Source organism: Cupriavidus sp. WGlv3, assembly GCF_023952475.1.
Lineage (GTDB): Bacteria > Pseudomonadota > Gammaproteobacteria > Burkholderiales > Burkholderiaceae > Cupriavidus > Cupriavidus phytorum.
Map to the genome: position 1 here is coordinate 53581 of NZ_JALHRX010000001.1, position 12748 is coordinate 66328.

At 68.3% G+C, this 12748-nt stretch carries 11 protein-coding genes and 2 tRNA genes; 9 read left to right on the plus strand and 4 right to left on the minus strand.

Features of this window, described 5'->3' with window-relative positions; all coding sequences use genetic code 11:
• Positions 1-76 precede the first annotated feature (76 nt).
• Positions 77-757 (minus strand): hypothetical protein, encoded by a 681-nt coding sequence (locus MKD38_RS00250; RefSeq protein ID WP_252674165.1) that lies wholly within the window; start codon positions 755-757, stop codon positions 77-79.
• Positions 758-918: 161 nt separating this feature from the next.
• Between MKD38_RS00250 and folD the strand changes: the two genes are divergently transcribed.
• The 5 genes from folD (at position 919) to MKD38_RS00275 (ending at position 7248) form a co-directional block, all read left to right on the plus strand.
• Positions 919-1770, plus strand: a complete 852-nt coding sequence (gene folD, locus MKD38_RS00255; RefSeq protein WP_115680008.1) for a bifunctional methylenetetrahydrofolate dehydrogenase/methenyltetrahydrofolate cyclohydrolase FolD — start codon at positions 919-921, stop codon at positions 1768-1770.
• Positions 1771-1898: 128 nt separating this feature from the next.
• Positions 1899-3983 carry a M3 family metallopeptidase gene (locus MKD38_RS00260; protein WP_252674166.1) on the plus strand — a complete coding sequence of 695 codons (2085 nt, stop codon included), beginning with the start codon at positions 1899-1901 and terminating at the stop codon, positions 3981-3983.
• Complete coding sequence (xth, locus tag MKD38_RS00265; protein WP_252674167.1) at positions 3980-4810, plus strand: exodeoxyribonuclease III; 831 nt, start codon at positions 3980-3982, stop codon at positions 4808-4810. The genes MKD38_RS00260 and xth overlap by 4 nt, the downstream gene beginning before the upstream one ends.
• A gap of 109 nt (positions 4811-4919) precedes the next feature.
• The gene (gene hpaR, locus MKD38_RS00270; protein ID WP_252674168.1) at positions 4920-5435 is read left to right on the plus strand and encodes a homoprotocatechuate degradation operon regulator HpaR; all 516 of its coding nucleotides are present in this window, start codon (positions 4920-4922) and stop codon (positions 5433-5435) included.
• Positions 5436-5454: 19 nt separating this feature from the next.
• Positions 5455-7248, plus strand: a complete 1794-nt coding sequence (locus tag MKD38_RS00275) for a SulP family inorganic anion transporter (protein WP_252674169.1) — start codon at positions 5455-5457, stop codon at positions 7246-7248.
• A 186-nt stretch (positions 7249-7434) separates the two neighbouring features.
• Here the strand turns inward: MKD38_RS00275 and MKD38_RS00280 are convergent, their stop codons facing one another.
• Positions 7435-7698: a DUF1488 family protein gene (locus tag MKD38_RS00280; protein ID WP_018006788.1), complete on the minus strand. Its 264-nt coding sequence runs from the start codon at positions 7696-7698 to the stop codon at positions 7435-7437.
• A gap of 227 nt (positions 7699-7925) precedes the next feature.
• Between MKD38_RS00280 and MKD38_RS00285 the strand changes: the two genes are divergently transcribed.
• Positions 7926-8001 (plus strand) — tRNA-Lys (locus tag MKD38_RS00285).
• Positions 8002-8079: 78 nt separating this feature from the next.
• Here MKD38_RS00285 and MKD38_RS00290 read toward each other — a convergent pair.
• Both MKD38_RS00290 and MKD38_RS00295 read right to left on the minus strand, forming a co-directional pair.
• On the minus strand, positions 8080-9468 hold the full coding sequence (locus MKD38_RS00290; protein WP_252674170.1) for an 8-oxoguanine deaminase: 1389 nt from the start codon (positions 9466-9468) through the stop codon (positions 8080-8082).
• Between the two features lie 140 nt (positions 9469-9608).
• The gene (locus MKD38_RS00295; protein ID WP_252674171.1) at positions 9609-10517 is read right to left on the minus strand and encodes a LysR substrate-binding domain-containing protein; all 909 of its coding nucleotides are present in this window, start codon (positions 10515-10517) and stop codon (positions 9609-9611) included.
• Between the two features lie 141 nt (positions 10518-10658).
• Between MKD38_RS00295 and MKD38_RS00300 the strand changes: the two genes are divergently transcribed.
• The 3 genes from MKD38_RS00300 (at position 10659) to MKD38_RS00310 (ending at position 12720) form a co-directional block, all read left to right on the plus strand.
• Positions 10659-10734, plus strand: a tRNA-Lys gene (locus MKD38_RS00300).
• Positions 10735-11072: 338 nt separating this feature from the next.
• Positions 11073-12053, plus strand: coding sequence for a tripartite tricarboxylate transporter substrate binding protein BugE (locus MKD38_RS00305; RefSeq protein ID WP_111519754.1), 981 nt, complete (start codon positions 11073-11075; stop codon positions 12051-12053).
• A 316-nt stretch (positions 12054-12369) separates the two neighbouring features.
• Positions 12370-12720, plus strand: coding sequence for a hypothetical protein (locus MKD38_RS00310; protein ID WP_252674172.1), 351 nt, complete (start codon positions 12370-12372; stop codon positions 12718-12720).
• The last annotated feature ends 28 nt before the right edge of the window (positions 12721-12748 follow it).

A 12748-nucleotide genomic window follows, 5' to 3' on the forward strand; every position in this document is an offset into this window, starting at 1 on the left:
CCCGCCCTTGCCTGGTGCGGCCCAAGGCCGCGCCTGCGCCCCGCTGCGCCCTTCCCCACGCCCTGCCGCACACCGCTCAGCGCCCGAGGTAATCCTCGTCGCGGAAGGTCGCCACCCACTGTGGCCGATAGACCACAAACACCGCGACCAGCATGCCGGTGAGGAAGGCCTCGCCGAAGGCCAGGATGACGGCTCCAAGCAGGCTGTCGGCAAGGCTCAGTGGCTGTCCCGGCATGGTCAGGTAGCGCCACGCCGCCTGCGCCGCCCCGGCCCCCAGCGCGGCCAGTCCGGCGGTGAAATACCCATGCCCCAGGATGAAGACGAACGGGTGGCGCGGCAGCAGGCGCCGCATCGCCGCCTGCAAGCCGGCCGAGAGCAGCGCCGGCAACAGTGCCAGCCAGACATAGCGCACCCACAGCGCAGCCCAGTCGAACTGGCTCCAGCCGTGCCCGGCCAGGTACTCCAGCCCCAGCAGCGAGACCACGTCGGCGGCGAACAGCGACAGCAGCGCCAGCGGCAGCCCGAACAGCGTCACCATCAGCGTGGCGCCGAGCAGCTGGATCACCATGCCGCCTGCCAGCGTCGCGCGCACCGTCCACAGCAGCGCCACCAGCAGCATCGCGCCGAGCCAGGCATTCTGCAGCGCATCGCGGCGCAGCAGCCGCCAGGGCCGGCGCGTCAGTGCCCACAGCAGTCCGCACACGGACAGCAGCACCAGCAGCGGATCGGACAGTGTCGAGGCAAGCGCGGTAGGCATGCGGCCGATGCTACCAGTGCTGGGCCGGCGCCATCGCTGCCGTCGGTCAAGCTCAGTGCGACTGGCCTCGCGCAACCCTTATAATTCCGCCTTTGGCCCCTGCCGCGCGCCCGCGCGGGCCGGCGCCGCCACCTTCTCGCCATCATTCCCGCCCTGCCTCCATGCCTGCCCAACTGATCGACGGCAACGCCCTTGCCAAGCAAATCCGCTCCGAAGCCGCCCAGCGCGCCGCGCGCCTGACCGAACGCGGCCACCAGCCCGGCCTGGCCGTGGTCCTGGTGGGCGAAGACCCGGCCAGCCAGGTCTACGTGCGCAACAAGGTCAAGGCCTGCGAGGACAATGGCTTCCATTCATCGCTGGACCGTTATCCGGCCGACCTGTCCGAGGCCGACCTGCTGGCCCGCATCGACGCCCTCAACCGCGATCCCCGCATCCACGGCATCCTGGTGCAGTTGCCGCTGCCCAAGCACATCGACAGCCACAAGGTGCTCGAAGCGATCGCCCCGGAAAAGGACGTCGACGGCTTCCACGTGGCCAACGCCGGCGCGCTGATGACCGGCGCCCCGCTGTTCCGCCCGTGCACGCCCTACGGCTGCATGAAGATGCTGGAATCGATCCAGTACCCGCTGCGCGGCGCGCGCGCGGTGGTGGTGGGCGCCTCCAATATCGTCGGCAAGCCGATGGCAATGCTGCTGCTGCAGGCCGGCGCCACCGTCACCATCTGCAACAGCAAGACCCGCGATATCGGCGCCCACACCCGCGACGCCGACGTGGTGGTGGCCGCGGTCGGCAAGCGCAACCTGATCACGGCCGACATGGTCAAGCCCGGCGCGGTGGTAATCGATGTCGGCATGAACCGCGATGACCACGGCAAGCTGTGCGGCGATGTCGACTTCGCCGGCGTGCGCGAAGTCGCCGGCTACATCACGCCGGTGCCTGGCGGCGTGGGGCCGATGACCATCACCATGCTGCTGATCAATACACTGGAAGCCGCCGAGCGCGCCGCGGGCTGAGCTTCGCGACTTGCCGCCGGCGCCCGATGCGCCACCCGGGGCCCTGGAAAATCCACCGCCCCGGCCCCATCTGCGGGAATATTGCCTGACCAAGCCGAGCCAACCGAGCAGCCAACCGAGAACACGCCATGGACCACGCCGCCAACGCTACCAATCCGCTGCTGGACTTTTCCGACCTGCCCCGCTTTGCCGAGATCCGGCCGGAGCACATCAGCCCTGCGCTCGACGTGCTGCTGGAGCGCGCGCAACAGGCCGTCGCCCGCGCCGAGGATCCGGCCACGCCCGCCGACTGGGCCAACGCCGTGCAGGCGCTGGAAACCGCCACCGAGCCGCTGGGCCGCGCCTGGGGCGTGGTCAGCCACCTCAGCGCCGTCGCCGATACGCCCGAGCTGCGCCAAGCGCATGCCGAAAACCTGCCGCGCATGACCGAGTTCTGGTCATCGCTGGGCCAGAGCCTGGCGCTGTACGACAAGTACAAGGCGCTGGCGGCCAGCCCCGAGTTCGCCGGCATGAGCGCGGCGCGCCACCAGCTGATCGAAAACGAGCTGCGCGGCTTCCGCCTGGGCGGCGCCGAACTGCCCGAGGACAAGAAGCCCCGCTTTGCCGAGATCCAGGAGCAGCAGGCCCAGCTGTCCAAGGCCTTCTCCGACCACGTGCTTGACGCGACCAACGCCTACGCGCTGGTCATCGAGGATGAGGCGCGCCTGCCCGGCCTGCCCGACGATGTCCGTGAAGCCGCCCGCCACGCCGCAGACAAGGACGGCAAGGCCGGCTGGAAGTTCACGCTGCACTTCCCCTCTTACTTCCCGGTGCTGCAGTACGCCGACGACCGCGCGCTGCGCCAGACCCTGTACGAAGCCAACGTCACGCGCGCGTCCGAGCTCGGGCCGCAGCACGGCCAGGGCCAGGCCGACTGGGACAACACCGCCAATATGCGCGAGCAGCTGGCGCTGCGCCGCGAAGAGGCGCAGATGCTGGGCTACCAGTGCTATGGCGAAGTCTCGCTGGTGCCGAAGATGGCCGAGTCGCCCGCCGAGGTGCTCAAGTTCCTCGACGAACTGGCGGTCAAGGCGCGCCCCTATGCCGAACAGGACTGGGCCGAGCTGAAGGCCTTCGCCGCGGCCGAGCTGGGCCTGCCGGAGCTGGCGCCGTGGGACGTGGCCTATGCCTCGGAGAAGCTGCGCCAGCAGCGCTATGCGTTCTCCGAACACGAGGTCAAGCAGTATTTCCCGGAAGCCAAGGTCCTGGAAGGCCTGTTCGGCGTGGTGCAGAAGCTGTTCTCGGTGCGCATCGAGCCCGAGCAGGCGCAGACCTGGCACCCGGACGCGCGCTTCTTCCGCGTCTGCACCGCCGACGGCACCCTGCTGGCCCAGTTCTACATCGACCTGTACGCGCGCGAAGGCAAGCGCGGCGGCGCGTGGATGGACGACGCGCGCGGTCGCAAGGTGCTCGAGCACGGCGGCGTGCAGACCCCGGTGGCCTACCTGACCTGCAATTTCTCGGCGCCGGTCGGCGGCAAGCCCGCGCTGTTCACGCACGATGAGGTCATCACGCTGTTCCACGAGTTCGGCCACGGCCTGCACCACATGCTGACGCAGGTCGGCGAGCTGGGCGTGTCGGGCATCAACGGCGTGGAGTGGGACGCGGTGGAGCTGCCGTCGCAGTTCATGGAGAATTTCTGCTGGGAATACGAAGTGCTGACCGGCATGACGCAGCACGTCGACACCGGCGCGCCGCTGCCGCGCGCGCTGTTCGACCGCATGCTGGCGGCCAAGAACTTCCAGAACGGCATGATGACGCTGCGCCAGATCGTGTTCTCGTCGTTCGACATGCATCTGCACACCGACTTCGACCCGGCCGGCGCCACCTCGGTGCTGGAACTGTCGCGCCAGATCAACGACCGCGTGCACGTGGTGCCGCAGCATCCGCTGTCGCGCTGGCCGAACACCTTCAGCCATATCTTCGCCGGCGGCTATGCCGCGGGCTATTACAGCTACAAGTGGGCCGAAGTGCTGTCGGCCGATGTCTACGCGGCGTTCGAAGAGGCCGCGCAGCTCTCGGGCACGGTGCTCGACAGCGAAACCGGCGCGCGCTACCAGCGCGAGATCCTGTCGGTGGGCGGCAGCCGCCCGGCGATGGACTCGTTCGTGGCCTTCCGCGGCCGCGCGCCGCAGATCGACGCGCTGCTGCGCCACGGCGGGATGGCGGCATGAGCGCGCTGGGACTGCCGGGCCAGGGCCCCTTGCGCATCGCCAGCTGGAACGTCAATTCGCTGAAAGTTCGCCTGCCGCAGGTGCTGCAATGGCTGGCCGAACAGGACCAGGCCGGCGCGCCGATCGACGCGCTGTGCCTGCAGGAACTGAAGCTGCCCGACGACAAGTACCCGCTGGCCGAACTGGAGAACGCCGGTTTCCACAGCGTCTACACCGGCCAGAAAACGTACAACGGCGTCGCCATCCTGGCGCGCGACGCGAGCATGCCCGGCCCCGTCGACGTGGTGCGCAACATCCCCGGCTTCGAGGACGTGCAGCAGCGCGTGATCGCCGCGACCTACGGCGACCTGCGCCTGGTCTGCGCCTATTTCCCCAACGGGCAGGCGCCCGACTCGGACAAGTTCGCCTACAAGCTGCAATGGCTGGAAGCGATGACCGCGTGGCTGCGCGAGGAAATGGCGCGCCACCCGCGGCTGGCGCTGCTGGGCGACTTCAATATCGCGCCGGAGGACCGCGACGTGCACGACCCGGCCAAGTGGGAAGGGCAGAACCTGGTCTCGCCGCCGGAGCGCGCCGCCTTTGCCGCGCTGGTCGAACTGGGCCTGGCCGATGCGTTCCGCAAGTTCGAGCAGCCGGAAAAGGCGTTCTCGTGGTGGGACTACCGCATGCTGGCGTTCCGGCGCAATGCCGGGCTGCGCATCGACCATATCCTGCTGTCGCCGGCGCTCACCGAGCAGTGCAGCGCTTGCGTGATCGACCGGGTGCCGCGCACGTGGGAGCAGCCGTCCGACCACACGCCGGTGGTGGCGACGCTGCATTGCGGCTGACCCTGCGCGGCGTGCGCGCCTGCCGGCCGCACTGGCGCGTGGCGCGGGTTCAGGCAAGCCCGGGCAAGCCCCGCTCGCCGCGCCCGGCCGCGCCCGCTACACTGCGGGCATGAGCCCTCCCGCCCAGGCCATGTTTCGCCATCGCAATCTCCCTCACCTGCTGCTGCAAGCGCGCGAAGCGTTGCTGGCCGGCTTCCGGCCGATCCTGCGGCAGTTCGGCGTGACCGAGCAGCAATGGCGCGTGCTGCGCACGCTCAACGAGCGCGGGCCGATGGAGCCCAACCAGCTCGCCGAGGCCTGCCTGATCCTGAGCCCCAGCCTGACGCGCATGCTGGCGGGCATGGAAGACGCCGGGCTGGTGGCACGCACGCGCTCGGCCACCGACCAGCGCCGCCAGCTGATCAACCTGACCGGTGCCGCGCGCGAGATCATAGCGCAGATGGAACCGCTGATCGACGCCCGCTACCAGCAGCTCGCGCAGCAGCTGGGGGCCGAGCGCCTGGCCGAGGTCTATCGCGCGCTCGACGCCATGCTGGCCAGCCTGGGCCCGCAGGCCGCACCACAATCCACTGCGCCAGCCCCCGCCGTCTTGCCGCCGTCCGGACGCGGCGGCGAAGCCGGCTAGCCCGCACCGTTTCTTGCCGATGCCTTCGCCTACCACCGCATCCCTGCTGCCGCGCCTGTTCCCCTGGAGCCAGCGCGTCGACCCGACCACGCTGCGCGCCGACCTGGTCGCGGGGCTGCTCGGCGCCGTGCTGGTGTTGCCGCAGGGGGTGGCGTTCGCTACGCTGGCCGGCCTGCCGCCGCAGTACGGCATCTACAGCGCGGTGGTGCCATGCATCGTCGCGGCGCTGTTCGGCTCCAGCTGGCACGTCATGTCGGGGCCGACCAACGCCAACTCGCTGGCCCTGTTCGCGATGCTGAGCCCGCTCGCGTTCGCGGGCAGCCCGGCCTATATCGGGCTGGCGCTGGCGGTGACCATCGTGGTGGGCGTGATGCAGCTGGCGGTAGGCACGCTGCGGCTGGGTTCGCTAGCCAACTTTATTTCGCCGTCGGTGCTGCTCGGCTTTACTTGCGGCGCGGCCACGCTGATCGGGCTGTACGCACTGAAGGACCTGTTCGGCCTGTCGGTGCCGACCGGCACCAGCGCCTTCGGCGTACTGCGCCATCTGTTCGAGCATGCCGATGCCATCAACTGGGACGCGGCCGTGGTGGGCGCGGTCACGCTGGCGGTGACGCTGCTGTGCAAGCGGCTGTGGCGGCGCCTGCCGTTCATGCTGCTGGGCCTGCTGGCCGGCTATGGCGTGGCGCTGCTGCTGAACCAGGCCGGCGGCCACCACGTCAACGTGGTCGGGCCGATTCCGTCGGCGCTGCCGCACTTCCAGGTGCCGGACGTGGACTGGCGCAAGCTGCCCGACCTGCTCGGCATCGCCGCGGCGCTGACCATCGTCGCGCTGGGCCAGTCGATCTCGATCGCCAAGGCGGTGGCGTTGCGCTCGGGCCAGCATATCGATGCCAACCGCGAGTTCATCGGCCAGGGCCTGTCGAATATCGCCGGCGGCTTCTTCTCCGGCTATATCTCGTGCGGCTCGCTCAACCGCTCGGTGCCCAACTTCGAGGCCGGCGCGCGCACGCCGCTGGCGAGCGTGTTCTCGGCGCTGTGGCTGGTGGCGCTGGTCGCGGTCAGCGCGCCGCTGCTGGCGCAGATTCCGATGGCGGCGATCGCGGCGATGCTGCTGCTGGTGGCGTGGGGCCTGCTCGACATCGCGCGGCTGCGCCGCATCTTCACGCTCAGCCGCACCGAGTTCGCGATCGCCATCGGCACCTTTGCCGCCACGCTGGTGATCCGGCTGGAAATGGCGGTGCTGCTCGGCACCGTGCTGTCGCTGGTGGCCTACCTGTACCGCACCTCACGGCCCGCGGTGCGCAGCCTGGTGCCGGATGCCGACGATCCCGGCCGGCGCTTCACGCCGCTGGACGAGCTGCGCCGGCCGCAGCCGGAATGCCCGCAGCTCAAGCTGCTGCGCATGGAGGGTGCGATCTACTTCGGCGCGGTGCAATACGTGACCGACCGCCTGCACTGGCTGCGCACCGTCAATGCCGGCCAGACCCACCTGCTGGCGATGACCAAGAGCATGAACTTCATCGACCTCGCCGGCGCGGAAATGTGGGAATACGAGCTGAGCGAGCGCCGCGCGCTCGGCGGCGACCTGTACTTCCACCGTCCGCGCACGCAGGTGCTGCAGACCTGGGCGCAGACCGGCTTTACCGACAAGCTCGGCGCCGACCATGTGTTCCCGACCAAGCGGCAGGCGCTGCACACCATCATCGGCCAGCTGTCGCCGGAAGTCTGCGCCCGCTGCACGGTGCGCATCTTCGAGGAATGCGCGTCGCGGCCGGGCGCCACGGCGGCGACGGCAGCGTCCGCGCAGCCATGAACGCAGCGCCCGCACCGGCGCGCTTCGCCACGGTCACGGCGGCAAAAAGAAAAAGGCGTAAGAAACTGGGATTGCCTGCGCCGGCGGCGCCGGCTGGCATGCAAGGCCGGACGGCCTATGCTCTGCTACCTGATTCCGGATGGGCGCCCGCGGCTTGCCTGGGGCTGGCCGGGGCATCCATCCGCATCAGATTGGCGCCACGTGGGCGCGCTTGACGACGATAGGCTGCGGTGCGCCCTGCTCGATCAGCACCACGGCGGCGCGTTCGATGGTTTCGCGGCCGGCGCGGAATGCTTCTTCCAGTGACAGCACCTGGTCGGCGCTGAAACCTTCCCACAGTGCTTCGCGTGTCACCACGCAAGTCACCTTCTCGCCATTGACAAGTGCCTGGAACAACAAGCCTTCGTTATTGATGTCGTAGCGCTCTTGCTCTTGGAATTTGATATCCATCGGTGCAGCCCTCCATATGCAAGTGGAGAAACATCCTAACATGGCTCCGGCAAAATCGTATGGGTGGAACCCTATGCGATAGGGTTCAATCGGAAGACCACCGCGACCGCCGTTCGGTTCCGTCGGCCAACCCCTTCGCACGCGGGGCACGTTCGCGCAGCTTGCCATGGCAATTGCGTCAGGCAATTGACAGCGCCGGAAATCATGCTAGAATCTCGTTCTTCGTTGGGGCGTTAGCTCAGTTGGTAGAGCAGCGGACTCTTAATCCGTAGGTCGAGTGTTCGAGTCACTCACGCCCCACCAGCGAATACAAGAAAGGCCGGAAGCAGCGATGCTTCCGGCCTTTTGCTTTGGGCGGCGCGGATGCGCCGCGGCACCTCGTCACGCGCCGACGCTGGCCCGCTCGAACAGCGTGTGCGCCAGCGTGCGATGGCGCAGCAGCACGGCAGGCAGGTCGGCGGTGAGCAACTCGCCGTCACGCACGACTTCCCTGCCATTGATCACGCTGGCCGCGACATTGGCCGGCGTGCAGAACACCAGCGCTGCCACCGGATCATGGCCGGCGCCGGCAAAGCCGACCGACGACAGATCGAAGGCGACGAAGTCCGCCGACATGCCCGGCGCCAGCGCGCCGATATCGTCGCGGTTGAGCACGCGCGCGCCGCCCAGCGTGGCGATTTCCAGCGCCTCGCGCGCGCTCATCGCGGCCGGCCCGTAGCCGACCCGCTGCAGCAGCATCGCCTGACGCGCCTCGCCCAGCATATGCGCGCCGTCGTTCGACGCGCTCCCGTCCACGCCCAGCCCCACCGGCACGCCCGCATCGCGCATGGCACGCACGGGCGCGATGCCCGATGCCAGCCGCATGTTCGAGCACGGGCAATGCGCCACCCCGGTGCCGGTCCGCGCGAACAGCGCGATGCCCTCGTCGTCCAGCTTGACGCAGTGCGCGTGCCACACGTCGTGGCCGACCCAGCCGAGGTCTTCGGCATACTGCGCCGGCGTCAGGCCGAACTTCTCGCGCGAATAGGCGATGTCGTTGTCGTTCTCGGCCAGGTGCGTATGCAGTGACACGCCGTAGTGCCGCGCCATCACCGCCGATTCCCGCATCAGGTCGCGCGATACCGAGAACGGCGAGCACGGCGCCAGCACCACGCGCAGCATCGCGTGGCGCGCGCTGTCGTGGTACTGCTCCACCAGCCGCTGGCTGTCGCGCAGGATGGCGGCCTCTTCTTCCACCACCGCGTCCGGTGGCAGGCCACCCTTGCTGCGGCCCACGCTCATCGAGCCGCGCGCGGCATGGAAGCGCATGCCCATCTCCTGCGCCGCGGCGATCGAATCGTCCAGGCGCGAACCATTGGGAAACAGGTAGAGGTGGTCGCTGGTGGTGGTGCAGCCCGACAGCATCAGCTCGGCCATCGCGGTCTTGGTCGACACCGCGATCATTTCCGGCGTCAGGTGCGACCACAGCATGTACAGGTTGCTCAGCCACGAGAACAGCTCGGCGTCCTGCGCCGCCGGCACCGCGCGCGTCAGGCTCTGGTACATGTGGTGGTGCGTGTTGACCAGCCCGGGCGTAACCACGCGGCCGCGCATGTCGAGGACCTGCGCGCTGCCGTCGTCGACCATGCGCCGGTATTGCGGCGGCAACTCAGCGGTGGGGCCAACCCATTGCACCGCGGGACCTTCGGCGACCAGCGCGCCGTCGCGGATCTCGCGGCGCTGCGCGTCCATGGTCACCAGGACGTCGGCATTGAGGGCAATCAGGGTCATGGCGGCATTCCTTCTGTGAAGCGGATGGGATTGAGGGGCAGATACGATCGCCGCCAGTCTACGGCGGCGCGTTGCCGCCTCCCAAGCATAGAATTCCGAGCAGCCTGTCCACAAAAAGTGGACATCTACCAGAGCCCGCCTCAGCGGGCCTGCGCGAACAGCGTCGCCAGCGCGTCGCCGATGCGCTCGGCCATCAGCCCCGCCGCGGCGCTGAGCTGGCCGCCGGCGCGCGCCACCAGTGTCAGCGTCTGGCCCTGCAGGTGGCGGTCGCGCAAGGGCACGTACACCAGCGCCTGGCGCGCGCGCTCCTCCATCACATCGAGCGGGTTCAGCAGCGCGATGCCGGTCCCCAGCAGCACCAGCTGGCGGATCAGTACGGTCGAGGTCGACTCCGCCACCGGCGAGACTTCGATTGCGTTGCGCGCAAAGGCCGCATCGAGGATGCCGCGGATCGACAAGGAAGCTGCCGGCAGGATCAGCGGATAGCCGACGCACTCGCTCAGCAGCACCGATGGCCGCGCCGCCAGCGCGTGGTCCGGCGGCACCACCGCGCCGATCTGCCAGTCGCTGCTGGCCAGCACACGAAAGGCCGGCAGTTCCGGCAGGTCATAGCCCAGACCGAGGTCGGCATCGCCCTGCTCCACCGCCGCCACGATGTCGGCCACCGGCAGGTCGTTGACGCGCACCACGATGCCCGGATAGCGCTGGCGGAAGTCATGCACCAGCGACGGCATCAGCGAGCCCGCCAGGCCGGCCGTCACCGCCACCGTGACCTCGCCCCGGCGCGCGCCCTTGAAGTCCTCGATACGCTCGCGCAGCGCGTCGTGTTCGCGCAGCGTCTGGCGGACATGTGCCAGCACCATCTCGCCGAGCGGCGTCAGCCGCAGGCGCTTGTTGATGCGCTCGAACAGCGGCGCGCCCAGTTCCGCCTCCAGGTCCAGGATCTGCCGGTTGACCGCGGTCGGGGCTACATGCAGGTACTCGGCCGCCTTGCGGATGGAGCCGCGGCGGACGACCTCGTCGAGATAGCGTAGGACTCTGGCGTGCATGGATCTGGCAAACAGGTGGGTTCGGGTGGCGGGCCGTGGCACATGACGGCGGCCTGGCATTGTAGCGGCCAGGCATCGCAAAAAATGCCGCAAAGGCTATTGCGCCGCATTCGATACCTTGCTACAATCTTTTTCTTCGTTGGGGCGTTAGCTCAGTTGGTAGAGCAGCGGACTCTTAATCCGTAGGTCGAGTGTTCGAGTCACTCACGCCCCACCAGCGAATTCAGAAAAGCCGGAAGCCTTGCTTCCGGCTTTTTGCTTTGGCGCTTGCGTCCCGGCCACGCGCGCGATCGGCAGTGCAGCCCGATTCTTGATACGCGGGTTCTCACCAATTCCCCTGCAGGCGCTTTCCCGGTTGAATCGCTCCGGCGCCATTGTGGAACACAGTTCCGTATCGCGGAACTATCGCAAGGCGCCGGCCGTACCGCATCCCGGCACGGCCCGGTCATGCCAGCCGGGGAAATCCTGACAGCGCGGGCGCCGGATCCGTAGCCGATCCGCGGACACGCCTGCAACCTGGCTGGCGCATCAGTGAAAGAAGAATGGAGGCCCTCCTTGAAAGCAGTCCTTAACGCCGGCGCAGCCGCATGCATCGCGGCCCTCGGCCTGGCCCACGCCGGCCTGGCGCACGCCCAGTCCTACCCTGCCAAGCCGATCCGCCTGATCGTGCCGTTCGCGGCCGGCGGCACCACCGATATCGTGGCGCGCGCGGTGTCCGACGGCCTGGGCCGTGAACTGGGCCAGCCGGTGGTGGTGGAAAACCGCGGCGGCGGCGGCGGCGCCATCGGTGCCGACGCGCTGGCCAAGTCCGCGCCGGACGGCTACACGCTGGGCATCGCCACGGTCAGCACCATGGCGACCAACCCGGCTACCAATCCCAAGAACCCGTACGATCCGCTCAAGGACTTCGCGCCGATCACCAACCTGGTGAACGTGCCCAACGTGCTGACGGTGAATCCGAAGGTTCCGGCCAAGACCCTGAAGGAATTCGTGGCGATGTTGAAGGCCAACCCGGGCAAGTACAGCTACGCCTCGGCCGGCAAGGGCAGCATCTCGCATCTGGACGGGGAACTGTTCAAGGACATTACCCAGACCGACATGGTCCATATCCCCTACCGTGGATCGGGCCCGGCGCTGAACGACACGCTGGCCGGCCAGGTCAACGCGCAGTTCGACAACCTGCCGTCGTCGATGCCGCATATCCAGGCCGGCAAGCTACGCGCGCTGGCCGTGGCGGCGCCCAAGCGCGTCGAGGGCCTGCCCGATGTGCCGACCTTTGCCGAAGCCGGCATGAAGGACATGAACAACATGGCCTGGTACGGGCTGGTGGCCCCGGCCGGCACGCCGGCGGCGATCATCACGCGCGTGCATGACGCCGCGGTCAAGGCGCTGCAGGACCCGAACGTCAAGCGCCGCCTGGCCGACAGCGGGGCCTACACCGACGGCAACACGCCGCAGCAATACGCCGCGCAGATCAAGCGCGAACTGGACCTGCGCAAGAAGATCGCGCGCGACCAGAACATCACGCTGGAATAAGCCGGCAAGGCGGCGCGAAGCGCCCCCGACCCGAAACCGGCTGCCACGGCAGCCGGTTTTTTTTGCGCGGCTTCCGAAAATGCCCGCCGCGCCACTCAGATTCTTCCTATTGCTGGCGCGTTTGATCCCGCGCAGCACCCCTGCCGTGCCGGTAACGTTCAATACGACTAGAAGAAACTTTCACTTTGCGGACATGCGCCGACTCGGTACATTTACCGGGTGCTACGCCACACGCGCCGGCAGTCGACCGGCCAACGTCCGGCCCCAACCGGTTTCGCGCAGGCGCTGCGCGACCGTCATTCGCGAGGATTGCAAAATGCTGAAGAAGACCCTGATCATTGCAGCCCTGGCCGCGCTCGGCGCGACCCAGGCGTATGCGCAGAAAAACTACACCGATGGCGGCGACCTCTACAGCGGCAGCCACACCAACAAGGCCGGGCCGAACCAGAGTGCGGCCAAGTCCGGCAAGTTCGACCCGTACACCGACGGCGCCAAGCAATCGACCAAGTCGCAGCTGAACAGCTCCGGCAAGAAGTTCGATCCGAACACCGATGGCGCCAAGGCCGGAAAGTACGACCCGTACACCGACGGCGCCAAGGCGGGCAAGACCGATCCCTACACCGATGGCGCCAAGGCGCCCGCCAGCCAGGGTAACAAGGCGCAGTAACCCGCCTTCGTCCAGGCAGACAGCCCGC

Excerpts from the sequence above, each read along its gene's own strand:
- MKD38_RS00280 (WP_018006788.1), bottom strand. The coding sequence starts at position 7,698 with ATGGATATCAAATTCCAAGAGCAAGAGCGCTACGACATCAATAACGAA.
- MKD38_RS00250 (WP_252674165.1), bottom strand. The coding sequence starts at position 757 with ATGCCTACCGCGCTTGCCTCGACACTGTCCGATCCGCTGCTGGTGCTG.
- xth (WP_252674167.1), top strand. The coding sequence starts at position 3,980 with ATGAGCGCGCTGGGACTGCCGGGCCAGGGCCCCTTGCGCATCGCCAGC.
- folD (WP_115680008.1), top strand. The coding sequence starts at position 919 with ATGCCTGCCCAACTGATCGACGGCAACGCCCTTGCCAAGCAAATCCGC.
- hpaR (WP_252674168.1), top strand. The coding sequence starts at position 4,920 with ATGAGCCCTCCCGCCCAGGCCATGTTTCGCCATCGCAATCTCCCTCAC.
- MKD38_RS00310 (WP_252674172.1), top strand. The coding sequence starts at position 12,370 with ATGCTGAAGAAGACCCTGATCATTGCAGCCCTGGCCGCGCTCGGCGCG.
- MKD38_RS00275 (WP_252674169.1), top strand. The coding sequence starts at position 5,455 with ATGCCTTCGCCTACCACCGCATCCCTGCTGCCGCGCCTGTTCCCCTGG.
- MKD38_RS00290 (WP_252674170.1), bottom strand. The coding sequence starts at position 9,468 with ATGACCCTGATTGCCCTCAATGCCGACGTCCTGGTGACCATGGACGCG.
- MKD38_RS00260 (WP_252674166.1), top strand. The coding sequence starts at position 1,899 with ATGGACCACGCCGCCAACGCTACCAATCCGCTGCTGGACTTTTCCGAC.
- MKD38_RS00295 (WP_252674171.1), bottom strand. The coding sequence starts at position 10,517 with ATGCACGCCAGAGTCCTACGCTATCTCGACGAGGTCGTCCGCCGCGGC.